This is a genomic window from Kocuria sp. BT304 (assembly GCF_003290245.1).
GTDB lineage: Bacteria > Actinomycetota > Actinomycetes > Actinomycetales > Micrococcaceae > Kocuria > Kocuria rhizophila_A.
This window is the reverse complement of record NZ_CP030039.1, coordinates 805717-823581: the sequence shown is the minus strand read 5'-3', so window position 1 is coordinate 823581 and position 17865 is coordinate 805717. Positions and strand designations below refer to the sequence as shown.

Genomic DNA, 17865 nt, shown 5'->3' with positions numbered 1-17865 from the left:
GTTAAAGTGGTCTCCGCTCAGGAGAGCGGACCGCCGAAGATGTCGATGGAGCCTTCCCGGAGGGACACGACGGCACGCTTGGTTGCCTTCCGCTGTCCCCAGCCGAAGCGAGTGCGCTTGCGCTTGCCGGGACGGTTGAGGGTGTTCACGGACGCGACCTTGACACCGAAGATGTGCTCGATCGCGTACTTGATCTCGGTCTTGTTCGCGGAGGGGTCCACCTGGAAGGTGTACTTGCCCTCGTCGATCAGGCCGTAGGACTTCTCGGAGACCACGGGACGGATGATGACGTCGCGCGGGTCCTTGTTATAGATAACGCTCACTTGGCGTCCTCCTGCTTGCTACCGGACGCGGCTGCGACGAACGACTCGTAGGCGGCCTTGGTGAAGACCACGTCGTCCGAGACGAGCACGTCGTACGTGTTGAGCTGGTCCGCGTACACCGCGTGCACGTTCACCAGGTTGCGCACGGACAGCGCGGCGTTGTCCTCGCCGCGGCCCAGCACGACCAGCAGGTTCTTGCGTTCGGAGATGGAGCGCAGCGCCTGCTTGGCGGCCTTGGTGGACGGCTCGGCGCCGCCCAGCTCGGCGACCACGTGGATGCGGCCGTTGCGGGCCCGGTCGGAGAGGGCACCGCGCAGTGCGGCGGCCTTCATCTTCTTGGGGGTCCGCTGCGAGTAGTCGCGCGGCGTGGGGCCGTGCACCACGCCACCACCGGTCATGTGCGGGGCGCGGATGGAGCCCTGACGAGCCCGGCCGGTGCCCTTCTGCTTGAACGGCTTGCGGCCGGCGCCGGAGACCTCTGCGCGGGTCTTGGTCTTGTGCGTGCCCTGACGGGCAGCGGCCAGCTGGGCGACGACGACCTGGTGCAGCAGCGCCACGTTGGTCTGTGCGTCGAAGATCTCAGCGGGCAGCTCGACGTTGACGGTTTCAGTTGCCATGGGTATCAAGCTCCCTTCACGGTGGAACGGACGAGGACGACCGATCCCTTGGGGCCCGGCAGGGCGCCCTTGATGAGCAGCAGGGAGTTCTCGGCGTCAACGGCGTGCACGGTCAGGTTCATGGTGGTGTGACGGGCGTTGCCCATCCGGCCAGCCATGCGCATGCCCTTGAACACGCGTGCGGGGTACGACGCGCCGCCGATGGAGCCCGGCTTGCGGTGGTTCTTGTGCGCACCGTGGGAAGCACCCACGCCGGAGAAGCCGTGACGCTTCATCACACCGGCGGTGCCCTTGCCCTTGGTGGTGCCGACCACGTCGACCTTGGCGCCGGCCTCGAAGAGCTCGACGGACAGTTCCTGTCCCAGCTCGTACTCGGCGGCATCGGAAGTACGGAGTTCGACGACGTGGCGGCGGGGCGTCACGCCTGCAGCGGCGAAGTGGCCGGCCAGGGGCTTGGTCACCTTGCGGGGATCGATCGCACCGAAGCCGATCTGGACGGCGTTGTAGCCGTCCTTGTCCGTGTTGCGCAGCTGCGTCACGACGTTGGAGTCGGCCTTGACCACGGTCACCGGCACGAACTTCCCGTTCTCGTCCCAGACCTGGGTCATGCCGAGCTTGGTGCCCAGCAGGCCCTTCACCTGGCGTTCGAAAGTGGTAGTCATTGGGATGCGATCCTTTTTACAGCTTGATTTCGATGTTCACGTCAGCCGGCAGGTCGAGACGCATGAGCGAGTCGACAGCCTTGGGCGTGGGGTCGATGATGTCGATCAGCCGCTTGTGCGTGCGCATCTCGAAGTGCTCACGGCTGTCCTTGTACTTGTGCGGCGAGCGGATCACGCAGTACACATTCTTCTCGGTGGGCAGCGGGACGGGTCCCACCACCGTGGCGCCTGCGCGCGTCACCGTCTCAACGATCTTCCGGGCCGAGACGTCGATGACCTCGTGGTCATAGGACTTCAGCCGGATGCGGATTTTTTGTCCCGCCATGGCGTCGTGACTCTCTTTCTTCAAGTACTTCCCTGTATGGGGTCCTGGGACCCCTTGTGTCCGGCGGCCTCTGCCGCCACCCCGCACAGACTGAATCCGGGTTCTCCCGGGTTCCTCACCCTGCCGAGGCTCCGGCACCCGAACTCGGGCGTGTCGCGCTGGGCGACGAGGCCGAGTCCACACAGTGATGCGGTGCCGGTGAAGTGCTGCTGTTCGCGGCGCGGTCGCGCGGAGCTGCGTGCATCGCGGTTGCTTCGGCTGCACACGTGCTCTGCACCCGGTTCTCGCGATGGACGTTGCGTTCATGACGAGCGCGCGTGGAACTCGCGCCGCTGAGCGAACAACAGCGACCATTCTGCCAGAGATCAGCGGGTGGGCGCAAACGCGGTCTCCCCCGCCGGCCCCACCACTCTTGCAAGCCCGATGGGGCAGGCTCGCTGGACGCGTGCCGCAGCTTCCCGGCATCAGCGCGGGCCCCGGGCACGCGAAAGCCCCGCGGTTCGTGAGAACCACGGGGCTTTCGGGAGGACCGGCTCAGCGCACGGTCCCGATCATCGGGAGGTCTTACTTGATGATCTTGGTCACGCGGCCGGAGCCCACGGTGCGGCCACCCTCACGGATGGCGAAGCCGAGGCCCTCCTCCATGGCGATCGGCTGGATCAGCTCGACCGTCATCTCGGTGTTGTCGCCGGGCATGACCATCTCGGTGCCCTCGGGCAGGGTGATGACGCCGGTCACGTCCGTGGTGCGGAAGTAGAACTGCGGACGGTAGTTCGAGTAGAACGGGTTGTGACGCCCGCCCTCTTCCTTGGACAGGATGTAGACGTTGGCCTCGAAGTCGGTGTGCGGGGTGATGGAACCCGGCTTGCACACGACCTGGCCGCGCTCGACGTCGTCACGCTTGAGACCGCGCAGCAGCAGGCCGCAGTTCTCGCCCGCCATGGCCTCGTCCATCTGCTTGTGGAACATCTCGATGCCGGTGACCGTGGTCTTCTGCACGGGGCGGATGCCCACGATCTCGACCTCGGAGTTGATCGGCAGGGTGCCGCGCTCGGCGCGACCCGTCACCACGGTGCCACGACCGGTGATGGTGAAGACGTCCTCGATGGGCATGAGGAAGGGCTTGTCGGTGTCGCGGACGGGGTCCGGCACGTTCTCGTCCACGGCCTCCATGAGGTCCTCGACGGACTTGACCCACTGGGCGTCGCCCTCGAGGGCCTTCAGAGCGGAGACGCGCACCACGGGGGCGTTGTCGCCGTCAAAGCCCTGGTCCGACAGCAGCTCGCGGACCTCCATCTCGACGAGGTCGAGCAGCTCTTCGTCGTCCACCATGTCGGACTTGTTCAGCGCCACCAGCAGGTAGGGCACGCCCACCTGGCGGGCGAGCAGCACGTGCTCGCGGGTCTGCGCCATGGGGCCGTCGGTGGCGGCGACCACGAGGATCGCGCCGTCCATCTGAGCGGCACCGGTGATCATGTTCTTCACGTAGTCGGCGTGGCCCGGGGCGTCGACGTGCGCGTAGTGGCGCTTGTCGGTCTGGTACTCGATGTGCGCGATGTTGATGGTGATGCCGCGCTGCTTCTCCTCCGGGGCGGAGTCGATGGCACCGAAGTCGCGCTGCTCGTTGACGTCCGGGTACTTGTCGGCCAGGACCTTGGAGATCGCAGCGGTGAGCGTGGTCTTGCCGTGGTCAACGTGGCCAATGGTGCCAATGTTGAGGTGCGGCTTGTTGCGCTCGAACTTGGCCTTCGCCATGATGTGTTCCTCCTAGAACATTGAGGTGAGACTTGCTCGACTGCTCCGAGCCCCGGAGCATGTGACCACAGCGCGTCGGCGCTGAGCGTGTCGAAACCTGTGCAAGTCTACTTCTGGATTGCGAATTTACTGAAATTACGGGGCGAACCCCGGTGGCTCACTCGCCGCGGTTCTTCTGGATGATCTCCTCGGCCACGGCCTTGGGGACCTCTGAGTAGCTGTCGAACTGCATCGAGTAAACGGCGCGGCCCTGCGTCTTGGAGCGCAGGTCGCCGATGTAGCCGAACATCTCGGACAGCGGCACGAGGGCCGAGACCAGCTTGACGCCCGTGACGTCCTCCATGGACTGGATCTGGCCACGGCGGGAGTTGAGGTCGCCGATGACGTCGCCCATGTACTCCTCGGGCGTGCGCACCTCCACGGCCATCAGGGGCTCGAGCAGCACCGGGTTGGCACGGCGGGCGCCTTCCTTGAACACCATGGAGCCGGCGATCTTGAACGCCATCTCCGAGGAGTCGACGTCGTGGTACGCGCCGTCCACCAGGGTGGCCTTGACGCCCACCACGGGGTAGCCGGCCAGGATGCCGAGCTGCATGGCGTCCTGGATGCCGTGGTCCACGGAGGGGATGTACTCGCGCGGCACGCGACCACCGGTCACGGCGTTGTCGAACTCGTACAGCTCTTCGGCGTCCAGCGGCAGCGGCTCGAAGGAGACCTGCACCTTGGCGAACTGGCCGGAACCACCGGTCTGCTTCTTGTGCGTGTAGTCGACCTTCTCGACGGCCTTCTTGATGGTCTCGCGGTAGGCCACCTGCGGCTTGCCCACGTTCGCCTCGACCTTGAACTCGCGCTTCATGCGGTCCACCAGGATGTCCAGGTGGAGCTCGCCCATGCCGCCGATCTCGGTCTGGCCGGTCTCGTCGTTGAGGGACACCGTGAAGGTGGGATCCTCGGCGGAGAGCTTCTGGATGGCGGTGGAGAGCTTCTCCTGGTCACCCTTGGTCTTGGGCTCGATGGCCACGAAGATCACGGGGGCCGGGAAGCTCATGGACTCCAGCACGATCTGGTTGCTGGGATCGGAGAGGGTGTCACCGGTGGTGGTGTCCTTCAGCCCGATCGCGGCGTAGATGTGACCGGCGGAGATCTCCTCCACCGGGTTCTCCTTGTTGGAGTGCATCTGGAAGAGCTTGCCGATGCGCTCGCGCTTGCCCTTGGTGGAGTTCATGACCTGCTCGCCGGCCTTGGCCTTGCCGGAGTACACGCGGATGTACGTGAGCTGGCCGTAGAACGGGTGCGAGGCGACCTTGAACGCCAGCGCCGCGAAGGGGCCGTCGGCGTCCGCGGTGCGGGTCATGACCTCTTCCTCGTCGTTGATGGCGTGGCCCTGCACGTCCTCCACGTCCAGCGGGGAGGGCAGGTAGTCCACCACGGCGTCGAGCATGGGCTGCACACCGCGGTTCTTGAACGCCGAGCCACACAGCACGGGGTAGGCCTGGGAGGTGATCGTCAGCTTGCGGATGCCGGCCTTGATCTCGTCCTCGGTGAGCTCCTCGCCGCCGAGGTACTTCTCCATGAGCTCGTCGTCCGCCTCCGCGACGGCCTCGACCAGCTGGTTGCGGTACTCCGCGGCGCGGTCCTGGAGGTCCTCGGGGATCTCGCGGGTCTCATACTTGGCACCCAGGGAGACGTCACCCTTGGAGTCGCCCTCCCAGACCAGGGCCTTCATGGTGATGAGGTCCACGACGCCCACGAAGTCGTTCTCGGCGCCGATCGGCAGCTGCAGCACGAGCGGGGTGGCGCCCAGGCGGGACTTGATGGTGTCCACGGTGAAGTAGAAGTCCGCGCCCAGCTTGTCCATCTTGTTGACGAAGCAGATGCGGGGCACTTCGTACTTGTCGGCCTGGCGCCACACGGTCTCGGACTGCGGCTCCACGCCCTCCTTGCCGTCGAAGACGGCCACGGCGCCGTCGAGCACGCGCAGGGAGCGCTCGACCTCGACCGTGAAGTCCACGTGGCCCGGGGTGTCGATGATGTTGATCTGGTAGTCGTGCCAGTAGCACGAGGTGGCGGCGGAGGTGATGGTGATGCCGCGTTCCTGCTCCTGGGCCATCCAGTCCATCGTGGAGGCACCGTCGTGCGTCTCGCCGAGCTTGTGGTTGATGCCCGTGTAGAACAGGATTCGTTCGGTGGTCGTGGTCTTACCGGCATCGATGTGAGCCATGATGCCGATATTGCGGACCTTCTTGAGGTCGGTAAGCACGTCGAGTGCCACGATGGTTCCCTTCGTAAAAGGTGGTGCCGGGCCCTGGAGGTCGGCCCCGCCCGGGGCGGGGCCGACAGGACTACCGAATTTTACCAGCGGTAGTGGGCGAAGGCCTTGTTGGATTCGGCCATCTTGTGGGTGTCCTCGCGGCGCTTGACAGCGGCACCGAGGCCGTTGGAGGCGTCGAGGATCTCGTTCTGCAGGCGCTCGGTCATGGTGTTCTCACGGCGGGCCTTGGAGTAGCCCACGAGCCAGCGCAGGGACAGCGCCTGGGCACGGCCGGCCTTGACCTCCACGGGCACCTGGTAGGTGGCGCCGCCCACACGACGGGAGCGGACCTCGAGGGCCGGCTTCACGTTCTCGAGGGCCTTCTTCAGGGTGGCCACGGGATCGGAGTTGGTCTTGTTGCGCACACCCTCGAGGGCACCGTAGACGATGCGCTCGGCGGTGGACTTCTTGCCGTCCTGCAGGACCTTGTTGATCAGCTGCGTGACCACGGGCGAACCGTAGACGGGATCGACGACGAGGGGGCGCTTGGGAGCGGGACCTTTACGAGGCATTACTTCTTCTCCTTCTTGGCGCCGTAGCGGGAGCGGGCCTGCTGGCGACCCTTGACACCCTGGGTGTCGAGCGCGCCGCGCACGATCTTGTAGCGGACACCGGGGAGGTCCTTCACACGACCGCCGCGCACGAGCACGATGGAGTGCTCCTGCAGGTTGTGACCCTCGCCCGGGATGTAGGCGGTGACTTCCACGCCGCCGTTGAGCTTCACACGGGCCACCTTGCGCAGCGCGGAGTTCGGCTTCTTGGGGGTGGTGGTGAACACGCGGGTGCAGACGCCGCGCTTCATGGGGTTGCCCTTGAGCGCGGGAGCCTTGGTCTTCACGACCTTGGAGTGCCGGCCCTTGCGGACCAGTTGCTGGATAGTTGGCACAGTGCCTCCTGTTGGGGCGGGTGCGCGGTGTGTGCCGGCCCCGCCGATGACGGAACGTTGATCCCGGGGTGCCCGGTGCGTGCCGGGGCGAACGCCTCGGAAACCGCACCTGAGCATGACGAAAGATGGCATCTAGGTACATGGTGCGTACCACAGGACGGAGTCCGATTTGCCATCTCATTGCAAACTGCCCGGAATCGAGCAATTCTGGCCCATCGTATCAGCCACGGCAGCTCAGGGGAAACCGACGCCCCAGACCACCGAGCCCGCACCCAGCCACGCGTGATCAGCGCCCTGCGTCCGAGGGCACCCCGCGCAGTGGGACGTCCAGCAGCGCGGCGAGCCCGGCGGCGTCGATCCCGAAGGTCTCGCGCACCGTGACGGCGCCGTCCGCGAGGTCGAACACCGCGAGGTCCGTGTACACGCGAGAGACGCACTCCACGCCCGTCAGCGGCATGGTGCACCGCTGCACGAGCTTGGGCCGGCCCTCCCGGGTGAGCAGGCGCATCATCACGAAGGTCTGCTTGGCCCCGGTGGCGAGGTCCATGGCGCCTCCCACCGCCGGGATCGCGTCGGGGCTGCCCGTATGCCAGTTGGCGAGGTTGCCGTGCACGTCCACCTGGAACGCCCCCAGCACGCAGCAGTCCAGGTGCCCGCCACGCATCATGGCGAAGGAGTCCGCGTGGTGGAAGTAGGAGCACCCGGGGGTCTCCAGCACGGGGATCTTCCCGGCGTTGACGAGGTCCGGGTCCACCTGCTCCCCGTGGGCCTCGGGCCCCATGCCCAGCATCCCGTTCTCGGTGTGCAGGGTGACGTCGTCCTCGGGCCCCAGGTGGTTGGCCACGAGGGTGGGCTGGCCGATCCCGAGGTTCACGTAGGCGCCGGCGGGGATGTCGCGGGCCACCACCTGGGCCAGCTGCTCGGAGCTCAGGCTGTGGTCCCTGGTCTGCGGGGCGTTCATGCCGCACCGTCCTCTCGCGGGTCCTGCTGCTCGGGGGCCGGGATGCGCACCACGGTGTCCACGTAGATCCCGGGTGTCACCACGGTCTCGGGGTCCAGGGCCCCGCGGTCGACGATCTCCGCCACCTGCACGACGGAGTGCGCGGCGGCCGCGGCCATCACCGGGCCGAAATTGCGCGCCGTCCTGCGGTAGACCAGGTTCCCGGCGCGGTCCGCGCGGTGCGCCTTGGTGAGGGCGACGTCCGCGTGGATCGCGCGCTCGAGCACCTGGTGCCTGCCGTCCAGCACCCGCACCTCCTTGCCCTCGGCCAGCGGCGTGCCGTAGCCGGTGGGGGTGAAGAATGCCCCGATGCCGGCTCCCGCGGCCCGGATCCGCTCCGCGAGGTTGCCCTGGGGCACCACCTCCAGCTCGATGAGCCCGGCGCGGTACTTCTCGTCGAAGTGCCACGAGTCCGCCTGGCGCGGGAACGAGCAGATGATCTTGCGCACCCGCCCCAGCCGGATCAGCTCCGCGAGCCCCACGTCCCCGTTGCCGGCGTTGTTGCTCACCACCGTGAGATCGCCGGCGCCCTGGGCGATCAGGGCGTCGATGAGCTCCACGGGCTGCCCGGCCACGCCGAAGCCCCCGATCATCACGGTGGATCCGTCCTGCACGGGAGCGACCGCCGCCGCGGCGTCCTCTGCGATGTTCAGCATGCGCTGCCTTCCTAGTTCTCGGTTCGTGGGGTGCGCCGCCGCGGGCGTGCGCGCGGGTGCCCGGCGGGCGCGGCGCCGGAGCTAGTCCGTGTCCTGCGCCAGGGCCTTCTGCGCGTGCTTGAACGCGTTGTTGGCCGAGGGGACGGAGAGGTAGACGGCCGACTGCAGGATGACCTCCTGGATCTCGGCCACGCCGAGCCCGTTGCGGCGCGCGGCGCGCACGTGCATCTCGAACTCGTCCCAGTGCCCTCCGGCGATCAGTGCCGTGAGCACGCACGCGTTGCGCATCCTGCGGTCCAGTCCCGGCCGGGTCCAGATCTCGCCCCACGCGCAGCGGGTGATGTAGTCCTGGAAGTCGGCGGTGAACGCGGTGGTCCCGGCCTCCGCACGGTCCACGTGGGCGTCCGAGAGCACGGCTCGACGCACCGCCATCCCCTCCCGTCGCGTCTGCGCCTCGGTGCGCTCCATCGGTTCCGTCATGGGGTCCTCCTGCCACGTGCGTCGCTGTACCGGTTGTGCTGCGCGGGTGCCGGGTGGCTCCCGCATGCTGGTGGGACGACGACGCCGCACCGCCGGCTTCCGGGGGCACCTCCCGGTCGGCGGGGCGCGCCGGAGGTCGCCGGGCTCGTCGGGTTCACGAGTGCACCTCGGCCACGAGCCCCAGGACCGTGGCCGCCACACGATCGGGGGCCGCCACGGGGATCAGGTGGGCGGCGCCGTCGACGATCTCGCAGCGCGCGGCGAGCGCCTCCGCGAGGTCGCGGGCGACGTCGGGCCCCGTCATCGCGTCCTCGGTGCCGGCGATCACCGCGGTGGGCACGGGCGCGGGCCGCGTGCGCTGCCGCAGGTCGAAGCCGCCGAGGGCTCGGCAGGCCGCGGCGTAGCTGAACCGGTCGGTGCCCTGGAGATCGTGCAGCAGCGGTGTGCAGTGCTCGGGACGTCCGCTCAGCAGGTCCGGGGCGAACCACGCCCTGGCGCACGTGGCCACCTGGGTGGGGGTTCCGGCGGCGGCCACCAGCTCGGCACGCTCGCGCCACGCGCCCGGGTCGGGGAAGAAGGGGGAGGTGGCCACGAGCGTGGCGGACGCGACGTCGGCGCCACCCCGTGAGAGCAGCTCCTGCACCACCGCGCCGCCGATCGAGGTGCCCACCATGTGGCGCGGCCCCGGGCCGGTGTGCTCGTCCAGGGCGTGCACCACGGCGTCGGCGAGCCCCGCGACGTCGAACTCCTGCGCGGGGTCGCTCGTCCCGTGGCCCGGCAGGTCCCACCCGAGCACCCGGCACCGGTCCGCGAGCAGGGGCGCGAGCTGGGCGTAGAGGTGGCCCACGGACGTGCCGAGGGCGGGGCCGAGCACCACGAGCGGGGCGTCCTCGGCGGGGCCCTGCCGCGGTGTGAACTCCACGAGTCCCACACGGTCCACGGTCATCGGTTTCTCCTCTCGTCGTGCCGGGCCACGGCCCGGTCGCACAGCTGGGGGGCCGCACCCAGGTGGGCCCGCGGGTCCGTGAGCGGGCGCAGCCAGGCCGCGAGCGCCCCAGTGCTCCGGGCGTCCACCCCGGGGGGCGCCACCGCCCCGTCCGAGGCCGCGACCGCCTCCGCGAGGCGCTCGGTGAGGGCCCCGACGTCGTGGGGTTCGGCGCGCACGGCGTCCCGCACGAGCTGCCGCGCGGTGTCCGCCCCGCGCTCCCCGAGCACCGGGGCGAGCGCGACGGCGAGCGGCTCCGCGAGCACCCCCGTGCCCGCGTCCGCGAGGTTGCGTGCCATGCGCGGCGCGTCCACCGTGAGTCCCTCAGCGAGCTCGGCCGCGTGGGACGACGCCGCCGCGGTCAGCTCCGCGAGCTCCCCCAGCGCGGGCCACTCGGCGTGCCAGCCGCCGTCGGGCCGCTCGTCCACCGCGGCACCCGCTCCCGCGAGCACCCCGGACGCGAGCCCCGGGGCCAGCAGTGCCGTGCGCTTGAGCAGGACGCTCAGCACCGGATTCTGCTTCTGCGGCATCGCGGAGGACGCCCCGCGTCCGGGGGCCGTGGGCTCCCGCAGCTCGCCGATCTCGGGGCGGGACAGGAGAAGGACGTCGTTGGCCAGGCGCGACAGGGCCGCTGCGACCTCCGCGAGCGCCCCGGCGGCGCGCACCACGGGGGTCCTGGTGGTGTGCCACGGCGCGTCCGGCACCTCGAGCCCCAGCTGCCCGGCCCAGTGGTGCAGCAGCCGCTGCGTCGGGTCGAGCGGCTGATCGTGGGCGGCGCCCTGCGCACTGGACTGCGCACCGGGTGCGGTCCCGGACACCAGCGCCACCGTGGCGGCGAGGGTTCCGGCGGCACCGCCGCAGGACAGCGGGAGGCGGACCCGCGCCGAGACCTCGTCGGCGGCGTCGTCCACCGCAGCCAGCCACCCGGCCGCCTTGAGGCCGAACGTGGTGGGCAGCGCGTGCTGAGTGAGCGTGCGTGCGACCATCGGCGTCCCCCGGTGCCGGCGCACCAGTTCGGCGAGAGCGTCCCCCGCGCGCGTGAGGTCGCCGACGACGCGGCGGCGCACGGACGAGAGCAGGTGGGCGAGCGCGGTGTCCATGACGTCCTGGCTCGTGAGGGAGGCGTGCACGGCGGGCAGCGGCCGGCCGAGCACCTGCTCGACCGCGCGGCGGTAGGCCCCCAGCACGGGGATCACCGGATTGCCACCGCCCTCGGAGGCGGTAACGAGCTCCCGGAGGTGGTGCGGGTCCGTGCCCACGCGGTCGACGGCCGCGTGCGCCGCGGCCGCCTCCTCGGCGGAGACCAGGCCCTCCCGGTGCTGCGCGGCGACCCATGCGTCCTCGACCGCGAGGATCGTGCAGACCACGGCCCGGTCGTCGAGCAGCTCCTGCGCGCGGTGGACGCCGGGGCGCAGCAGGTCGGACACCATCAGGCGCTGCCCGGGTAGGCGAGGAACACGGTCTCGCGGGGGCCCTGCAGGTGCACGTCGAAGCGCAGGGAGCCGTCCGCCTCCCGCTCGGCGACCAGGGTGCGCCGCTCCTCCTCGGGCAGCGAGGCCAGCAGCGGGTCCGCCGCGAGCGCCTCCGCGTCCTCGGGGAGGTAGATCCGGGTGAACAGTCGGTTCAGCAGCCCTCTGGCGAAGACCGTGAGGCAGATGAACGGCGCCCGTCCGGGTTCGGTGGCCCCGGGGTCCACGGTGGTGACGTCGTAGTGGCCCACGTTGTCCACGGCCACGCGGCCGAAGCCCGTGAACGTGTAGCCGTCCCGCAGCAGCGAGCCCGGTTCCTGGGACACCCGTCCGTGCTCGTCCGCCTGCCAGACCTCGAGCAGCGCGTCCGGCACGGGCTCCCCTCGGCCGTCGTGCACGGTGCCGTGCAGGCGCGCCGCACGCGGGTGCGAGCGCTCCACCAGCTGCTCGCCGCCCTCGTACGGCAGCGCGTAGCCGTAGAACGGGCCGATGGTCTGCCCCGGTGTGGGCACCAGCTCCGGTGTGCTCTCAGGCATCGCCGTCCTCCTCCGTCCAGGTCCGCCGGGACCCGCTCAGCACCACGTCCCACCGGTAGCCCAGCAGCCACTCGTGCTCCGAGACGTCGTGGTCGTACTGTGCCACGAGCCGCTCCCGGGCGCGGGGGTCCACGATCAACTGGTAGATCGGGTCCAGGGCGAACAGCGGGTCCCCCGGGAAGTACCTCTGGGTGATCATCCGCTGCGTGAAGTCCGTGCCGAACAGGGAGAAGTGCACGTGCGCCGGACGCCACGCGTTGTGGTGGTTCTTCCACGGGTACGGGCCGGGCTTGATGGTCACGAACGAGTAGGAGCCGTCCTCCCCCGTGAGGCACCGCCCCACGCCCGTGAAGTGCGGGTCGATCGGGGCCGGGTGCTGGTCCCTCTTGTGGATGTAGCGCCCGGCGGCGTTGGCCTGCCAGATCTCCACGAGCTGACCCCGCACGGGGCGCCCGTCCCCGTCCAGGATGCGCCCGGAGATCCGGATCCGCTCCCCGATGGGCTCCCCGCCGTCCTGGATGGTGAGGTCCGACTCCAGCGGGTGGACGTCCCGCTCGCCGAACGCCGGCGCGTGGAGCTCGATGGTCTCCGGGTCCGCGTGCCGGGGGTTCTTGGTGGGGTGGCGCAGGATCGAGCTGCGGTACGGGGCGTAGTCCAGCCTCGGCTGGGTCTCCGTGACCCCGGATGCCTCGTACTGCGCCGTGATCTGCGCCATCTCGGCGTCGAGCTGGGACTGGGAGTCCGCGGCGTCGTCCGCACCCTTGACGTAGGGCGGGTCGAACGCGTCGTCGGTGGTGGCGCTCATGGTCTCCTCCTCGGTGGCTGGACGGCGGCCCGCGCTGTCGCTGCGGTTGCCGGGCTGCGGTGCTCAGCCGTGCCCGGCGCGTCCGTGTCCCCAGTATGCGGACGCCTCGTGAGGTGGGTCACGTCTGTTCCGTTCAACGGAATCTGCGCGATGAGGTCCGGTTGGCAAACGATCGCGGTTGTCAGAGCGCACCGAGAGCGCGGGAGATGCCGTGTCCCGCAACCCGCAGCGTTTGCACCACCGTGGGCACCTCCGCATCGGCCATGTCCTCGACGGGCAGCACGACCCCCAGGACGGCCGTCCGGTGGCCCCTGGGGACCTTGAGGGGCACGGCCACTCCCCCGGCGCCGCGGTCGATGCGCTCCCGCTGGATCGCGTAGCCGCGCTGCGCGAAGACGGCGAGGTCCGCGAGCAGGCGCTCGGGCGTCGTCGGCAGTCCCACGGCGACGGCGTCCTCCGCGCGGCCCATGAGGGCGCGGTGGTAGTCGCGCACGAACGCCTCGGGGCACTGGCACAGCAGGGCGAGCCCCGTGGCGGCCCGTGCAGCGGGAGGCGACCCGCGACGATCGAGCGCAGGGGCACCGGGGAGCCGCTCGCCTCGATGCGCTCCGCGAAGAGCACGTCGAAGCCCTCCACCACGCCCACGTGCACGTGCTGGCGCAGCACCGCGTGGACGTCGGACATGTACGGGATGGCCGCCGCGGCGAGACCCTCAGCGGGTGCCGCGCGGGAGGCGAGCTCCCACAGCCGCGTCCCCACCCGGTAGGTGCGGGCGGGCCCGGACTCCAGCCAGCCGGCGCGGGTCATGTCCCCCAGGATGCGGTGCGCCGTGGAGGGCGGCAGCCGCGTGGCCGCGCAGACCTCCCGGAACGTGAGCTGCGGGTGGGCAGGGCCGAACGCGTCCAGGACACGGTCGAAGCGGGCGATCAGCGGTTCCCCGGAGGGCGAGTTGGCCACGAGCGACTCCTTCGTGGATCCGGCGCGTGCGCCCCAGCCTAGCCCCGGAGCAGCCGGCAGCAGCCCGCGCGGGTACGACGAAGCCCGGGTGGGCCTCCCCGCGGGGAGGCCCACCCGGGCCGGGTCGATCTCAGAGGACCCTACCGGGTCACCGCGCGAACGCACGGCACCCGGTGCGGGTCCGGCTCAGTTGCCGCCGAAGTCGTAGTCGTCGAGCGGGATCGCCTGGAACTCGGAACCGAGCCCCCCCGCGTTCTCCTCTGCGTAGCTGAAGTCGGCGAACGCGGAGGGATCCGTGAACATCTGGGCCTTCGCCTCCTCGGTGGGCTCCACGTCCACGCTGTTGTACCGGTCCAGACCGGTGCCGGCGGGGATGAGCTTGCCGATGATCACGTTCTCCTTCAGGCCCAGCAGCGGATCCGACTTGCCCTCCATGGCGGCCTGCGTGAGCACACGCGTGGTCTCCTGGAAGGACGCGGCGGACAGCCACGAGTCCGTGGCCAGCGAGGCCTTGGTGATGCCCATGAGCTCCGGACGGCCGGCGGCGGGACGCTTGCCCTCGGCCACCGCACCGCGGTTGGCCTCGAGGAAGCGCACGTTGTCCACCAGCTCACCCGGCAGCAACGAGGTGTCACCGGACTCGATGATGGTCACGCGACGCAGCATCTGCCGGACGATGACCTCCACGTGCTTGTCGTGGATGCCCACGCCCTGCGAGCGGTAGACGCCCTGGACCTCGTCCACGAGGTGCTTCTGCGCCTCGCGGGGACCGCGGATGCGCAGCACCTCCTTGGGGTCCACCGCGCCGGTGACCAGCTGCTGGCCCACGTCCACGTGGTCGCCGTCGGCCACGAGCAGCTTGGCGCGACGCAGCACCGGGTAGGCGAACTCCTCGTCGCCGTTGTCCGGGACCACCACGATCTTGAGGGACTTGTCCGTGTCCTCGATGCGGATCCGGCCGGCCACCTCGGAGATCGGGGCCACACCCTTGGGGGTGCGGGCCTCGAAGAGCTCCTGGATACGGGGCAGACCCTGCGTGATGTCACCGTCCGAGGACGCCACACCACCGGTGTGGAACGTGCGCATGGTCAGCTGGGTACCGGGCTCGCCGATGGACTGCGCGGCCACGATGCCCACGGCCTCGCCGATGTCCACCAGCTGGTTGGTGGCCAGCGAGCGGCCGTAGCACGCCGCGCACACGCCCACCGCGGACTCACAGGTCAGCACCGAGCGCACGCGCACCTGGTCCACACCCGCCGCGTAGAGCTTCTCGATCATGGCGTCGGACATGTCCGCGCCGGCCTCGGCCAGCACCTCGCCGTTCTCGTCCGCCACGGCGCTGGCCAGCACGCGGCCGTGCACCGTGTTCTCCACGTCCTCGGACAGGGTGCGCACACCCGTGTCCGTGATGTCGGACAGCGGCAGCGTGAGCCCGCGCACCGTCTGGCAGTCGGACTCGCGCACGATCACGTCCTGCGAGACGTCCACCAGACGACGGGTCAGGTAGCCCGAGTTGGCGGTACGCAGCGCGGTGTCCGCGAGGCCCTTGCGGGCACCGTGGGTGGCGATGAAGTACTCCAGCACCGACAGGCCCTCACGGTAGGAGGACTTGATCGGGCGGGGCATGATCTCGCCCTTCGGGTTGGCCACCAGGCCGCGGATGCCGGCGATCTGGCGGACCTGCATCCAGTTGCCTCGTGCACCCGAGGACACCATGCGGTTGATGGTGTTGGTGGGCTCGAGGTTGTCCCGCATGGCCTGCGCGACCTCGTCGGTGGCCTTGGACCAGATGTCGATGAGCTCCGAGCGGCGCTCGTCGTCGTCGATCAGACCCTTGTCGTACTGACCCTGGATGCGCGCGGCCTGCGCCTCGTAGCCCTCCATGATGGCGGGCTTCTCCGGCGGGGTCGCGATGTCCGAAATGGCCACCGTGACACCCGAGCGCGAGGCCCAGTGGAAGCCGGCGTCCTTGAGGTTGTCCAGCGTCTTGGCCACGCGGGTCATCGGGTAGCGCTCCGCGAGGTCGTTCACGAGCGCGGACAGGTGCTTCTTGTCCGCGACGTTCTCGTCCCACGGGTAGTCCTCGGGCAGCGTCTCGTTGAACAGCACGCGTCCCAGGGTGGTCTCCACGACGGCAGGCTGACCCGGCTCCCAACCCTCGGGGGCCTCCCAGCCGGCGTACGGCACGAAGTCCTCGAGGCGGATCTTGCACTTGGCGTTGAGGTGCAGCTCACCGGAGTCGTTGGCCATGATGGCCTCGGCCACGGAGGAGTAGGTGTTGCCCTCCCCGGCCCAGCCCTCACGCACGGTGGTGAGGTGGTACAGGCCGATGATCATGTCCTGCGAGGGCAGGGCGATCGGCTTGCCGTCCGAGGGCTTGAGGATGTTGTTCGAGGACAGCATCAGCACGCGCGCCTCGGCCTGGGCCTCCGGGGACAGCGGCAGGTGCACCGCCATCTGGTCACCGTCGAAGTCCGCGTTGAACGCACCGCACACGAGCGGGTGCAGCTGGATGGCCTTGCCCTCCACGAGCTGCGGCTCGAACGCCTGGATGCCCAGACGGTGCAGGGTGGGCGCACGGTTCAGCAGCACGGGGTGCTCGGTGATGACCTCTTCCAGCACGTCCCACACCTGCGGGCGGTAGCGCTCCACCATCCGCTTGGCGGACTTGATGTTCTGCGCGTGGTTCAGGTCCACCAGGCGCTTCATCACGAACGGCTTGAACAGCTCCAGCGCCATCTGCTTGGGCAGACCGCACTGGTGCAGCTTCAGCTGCGGGCCCACCACGATCACGGAACGGCCGGAGTAGTCCACGCGCTTGCCCAGCAGGTTCTGGCGGAAGCGGCCCTGCTTGCCCTTGAGCATGTCGGACAGCGACTTCAGGGCACGGTTGCCCGGACCCGTGACGGGGCGGCCACGGCGGCCGTTGTCGAACAGCGAGTCCACGGCCTCCTGCAGCATGCGCTTCTCGTTGTTCACGATGATCTCGGGGGCACCGAGGTCCAGCAGGCGCTTCAGGCGGTTGTTGCGGTTGATCACACGACGGTAGAGGTCGTTGAGGTCGGACGTCGCGAAGCGCCCACCGTCCAGCTGCACCATGGGGCGCAGCTCCGGCGGGATCACCGGAACGGCGTCCAGGACCATGCCCAGCGGCGAGTTGTCCGTGGTGAGGAACGCGTTGACCACCTTGAGGCGCTTCAGGGCGCGGGTCTTGCGCTGGCCCTTGCCCGTGGCGATGGTCTCGCGCAGCGCCTCGGCCTCGGCCGCGAGGTCGAAGGTCTCCAGGCGCTTCTTGATGGACTCAGCACCCATGGAGCCCTCGAAGTACATGCCGTAGCGGTCCACCATCTGGCGGTACAGGGCCTCGTCGCCCTCGAGGTCGTTGACCTTGAGGTTCTTGAAGCGGTCCCAGACCTTCTCCAGGTAGTCGATCTCGCGGTCCGCGCGCTTGCGCACGTTGGCCATCTGGCGGTCCGCGGAGTCGCGCAGCTTGCGCTTCTCGGCGGCCTTGCCGCCCTCCTCCTCGACGCGCGCGAGGTCGTTCTCGAGGTCGCGGGCGATCGCGTTGATATCCGCGTCCCGGGTGTCCTCGAGCTGCTTCTTCTCGCGGTCGATCGCGGCCTGGAGGTTGGGCAGGTCGTCGTGGCGGGCCTGCTCGTCCACGGACGTGATCATGTACGCCGCGAAGTAGATGACCTTCTCGAGGTCCTTGGGCGCGAGGTCCAGCAGGTAGCCCAAGCGTGAGGGCACGCCCTTGAAGTACCAGATGTGGGTCACGGGAGCGGCGAGCTCGATGTGGCCCATGCGCTCACGGCGCACCTTGGCACGCGTGACCTCCACGCCGCAGCGCTCACAGATGATGCCCTTGTAGCGCACACGCTTGTACTTGCCGCAGTAGCACTCCCAGTCCCGGGTGGGACCGAAGATCTTCTCGCAGAACAAGCCGTCCTTCTCGGGCTTGAGCGTGCGGTAGTTGATGGTTTCCGGCTTCTTGACCTCGCCGTAGGACCAGCCGCGGATCTGATCCGCGGTGGCCAGGCCGATCTGCATGAGACCCAGTGAAGAATCGTTGGACATAAGGTCCTGTCCCTCTTTCGT

At 69.4% G+C, this 17865-nt stretch carries 17 protein-coding genes and 1 pseudogene; all 18 read right to left on the bottom strand.

What is annotated here, in order from left to right:
- Positions 1–17: 17 nt before the first annotated feature.
- Positions 18–323, bottom strand: a complete 306-nt coding sequence (gene rplW / locus DNL27_RS03740; RefSeq protein ID WP_012397690.1) for a 50S ribosomal protein L23 — start codon at positions 321–323, stop codon at positions 18–20.
- Complete coding sequence (gene rplD, locus DNL27_RS03735) at positions 320–940, bottom strand: 50S ribosomal protein L4 (RefSeq protein ID WP_012397689.1); 621 nt, start codon at positions 938–940, stop codon at positions 320–322. The genes rplW and rplD overlap by 4 nt, the downstream gene beginning before the upstream one ends.
- Positions 941–945: 5 nt before the next feature.
- The gene (gene rplC, locus DNL27_RS03730) at positions 946–1602 is read right to left on the bottom strand and encodes a 50S ribosomal protein L3 (RefSeq protein WP_012397688.1); all 657 of its coding nucleotides are present in this window, start codon (positions 1600–1602) and stop codon (positions 946–948) included.
- Between the two features lie 16 nt (positions 1603–1618).
- Positions 1619–1927 carry a 30S ribosomal protein S10 gene (gene rpsJ / locus DNL27_RS03725; RefSeq protein WP_003803825.1) on the bottom strand — a complete coding sequence of 103 codons (309 nt, stop codon included), beginning with the start codon at positions 1925–1927 and terminating at the stop codon, positions 1619–1621.
- A gap of 564 nt (positions 1928–2491) precedes the next feature.
- A complete protein-coding gene (tuf, locus tag DNL27_RS03720) occupies positions 2492–3682 on the bottom strand; it encodes an elongation factor Tu (protein WP_012397687.1) in 1191 nt (396 codons plus the stop codon).
- A gap of 157 nt (positions 3683–3839) precedes the next feature.
- On the bottom strand, positions 3840–5954 hold the full coding sequence (fusA, locus tag DNL27_RS03715) for an elongation factor G (protein WP_012397686.1): 2115 nt from the start codon (positions 5952–5954) through the stop codon (positions 3840–3842).
- A gap of 80 nt (positions 5955–6034) precedes the next feature.
- Positions 6035–6505: a 30S ribosomal protein S7 gene (rpsG, locus tag DNL27_RS03710; RefSeq protein WP_012397685.1), complete on the bottom strand. Its 471-nt coding sequence runs from the start codon at positions 6503–6505 to the stop codon at positions 6035–6037.
- Positions 6505–6879 carry a 30S ribosomal protein S12 gene (rpsL, locus tag DNL27_RS03705; protein ID WP_012397684.1) on the bottom strand — a complete coding sequence of 125 codons (375 nt, stop codon included), beginning with the start codon at positions 6877–6879 and terminating at the stop codon, positions 6505–6507. The genes rpsG and rpsL overlap by 1 nt, the downstream gene beginning before the upstream one ends.
- A gap of 286 nt (positions 6880–7165) precedes the next feature.
- Entirely contained in the window at positions 7166–7840 is a 675-nt protein-coding gene (locus tag DNL27_RS03700) for a 3-oxoacid CoA-transferase subunit B (RefSeq protein WP_012397683.1), read from the bottom strand.
- Positions 7837–8535 (bottom strand): 3-oxoacid CoA-transferase subunit A, encoded by a 699-nt coding sequence (locus DNL27_RS03695; RefSeq protein WP_012397682.1) that lies wholly within the window; start codon positions 8533–8535, stop codon positions 7837–7839. Before DNL27_RS03695 ends, DNL27_RS03700 begins: the two co-directional genes overlap by 4 nt.
- A gap of 81 nt (positions 8536–8616) precedes the next feature.
- Positions 8617–9015 carry a carboxymuconolactone decarboxylase family protein gene (locus DNL27_RS03690; RefSeq protein WP_112234737.1) on the bottom strand — a complete coding sequence of 133 codons (399 nt, stop codon included), beginning with the start codon at positions 9013–9015 and terminating at the stop codon, positions 8617–8619.
- A gap of 154 nt (positions 9016–9169) precedes the next feature.
- A complete protein-coding gene (locus DNL27_RS03685) occupies positions 9170–9961 on the bottom strand; it encodes an alpha/beta fold hydrolase (RefSeq protein WP_112234736.1) in 792 nt (263 codons plus the stop codon).
- On the bottom strand, positions 9958–11430 hold the full coding sequence (locus DNL27_RS03680; RefSeq protein ID WP_239494440.1) for a lyase family protein: 1473 nt from the start codon (positions 11428–11430) through the stop codon (positions 9958–9960). Before DNL27_RS03680 ends, DNL27_RS03685 begins: the two co-directional genes overlap by 4 nt.
- Entirely contained in the window at positions 11430–12005 is a 576-nt protein-coding gene (gene pcaG / locus DNL27_RS03675) for a protocatechuate 3,4-dioxygenase subunit alpha (RefSeq protein WP_112234734.1), read from the bottom strand. Before pcaG ends, DNL27_RS03680 begins: the two co-directional genes overlap by 1 nt.
- The gene (pcaH, locus tag DNL27_RS03670) at positions 11998–12810 is read right to left on the bottom strand and encodes a protocatechuate 3,4-dioxygenase subunit beta (protein WP_112234733.1); all 813 of its coding nucleotides are present in this window, start codon (positions 12808–12810) and stop codon (positions 11998–12000) included. The genes pcaG and pcaH overlap by 8 nt, the downstream gene beginning before the upstream one ends.
- Before the next feature lie 181 nt (positions 12811–12991).
- Positions 12992–13303, bottom strand: coding sequence for an IclR family transcriptional regulator C-terminal domain-containing protein (locus DNL27_RS12390; protein ID WP_239494439.1), 312 nt, complete (start codon positions 13301–13303; stop codon positions 12992–12994).
- A 299-nt stretch (positions 13304–13602) separates the two neighbouring features.
- A pseudogene (locus tag DNL27_RS12605) lies at positions 13603–13767 on the bottom strand (helix-turn-helix domain-containing protein); the annotation flags it as partial.
- A 186-nt stretch (positions 13768–13953) separates the two neighbouring features.
- Positions 13954–17844: a DNA-directed RNA polymerase subunit beta' gene (locus tag DNL27_RS03650; protein ID WP_012397675.1), complete on the bottom strand. Its 3891-nt coding sequence runs from the start codon at positions 17842–17844 to the stop codon at positions 13954–13956.
- Positions 17845–17865 lie beyond the last annotated feature (21 nt).

What these genes read in the sequence shown, in the direction of transcription:
- rplD (WP_012397689.1), bottom strand. Translation starts at nt 940, where the DNA reads ATGGCAACTGAAACCGTCAACGTCGAGCTGCCCGCTGAGATCTTCGAC.
- rplC (WP_012397688.1), bottom strand. Translation starts at nt 1,602, where the DNA reads ATGACTACCACTTTCGAACGCCAGGTGAAGGGCCTGCTGGGCACCAAG.
- rpsJ (WP_003803825.1), bottom strand. Translation starts at nt 1,927, where the DNA reads ATGGCGGGACAAAAAATCCGCATCCGGCTGAAGTCCTATGACCACGAG.
- tuf (WP_012397687.1), bottom strand. Translation starts at nt 3,682, where the DNA reads ATGGCGAAGGCCAAGTTCGAGCGCAACAAGCCGCACCTCAACATTGGC.
- rpsG (WP_012397685.1), bottom strand. Translation starts at nt 6,505, where the DNA reads ATGCCTCGTAAAGGTCCCGCTCCCAAGCGCCCCCTCGTCGTCGATCCC.
- DNL27_RS03700 (WP_012397683.1), bottom strand. Translation starts at nt 7,840, where the DNA reads ATGAACGCCCCGCAGACCAGGGACCACAGCCTGAGCTCCGAGCAGCTG.
- DNL27_RS03695 (WP_012397682.1), bottom strand. Translation starts at nt 8,535, where the DNA reads ATGCTGAACATCGCAGAGGACGCCGCGGCGGCGGTCGCTCCCGTGCAG.
- DNL27_RS03690 (WP_112234737.1), bottom strand. Translation starts at nt 9,015, where the DNA reads ATGACGGAACCGATGGAGCGCACCGAGGCGCAGACGCGACGGGAGGGG.
- DNL27_RS03685 (WP_112234736.1), bottom strand. Translation starts at nt 9,961, where the DNA reads ATGACCGTGGACCGTGTGGGACTCGTGGAGTTCACACCGCGGCAGGGC.
- DNL27_RS03680 (WP_239494440.1), bottom strand. Translation starts at nt 11,430, where the DNA reads ATGGTGTCCGACCTGCTGCGCCCCGGCGTCCACCGCGCGCAGGAGCTG.
- pcaG (WP_112234734.1), bottom strand. Translation starts at nt 12,005, where the DNA reads ATGCCTGAGAGCACACCGGAGCTGGTGCCCACACCGGGGCAGACCATC.
- pcaH (WP_112234733.1), bottom strand. Translation starts at nt 12,810, where the DNA reads ATGAGCGCCACCACCGACGACGCGTTCGACCCGCCCTACGTCAAGGGT.
- DNL27_RS03650 (WP_012397675.1), bottom strand. Translation starts at nt 17,844, where the DNA reads ATGTCCAACGATTCTTCACTGGGTCTCATGCAGATCGGCCTGGCCACC.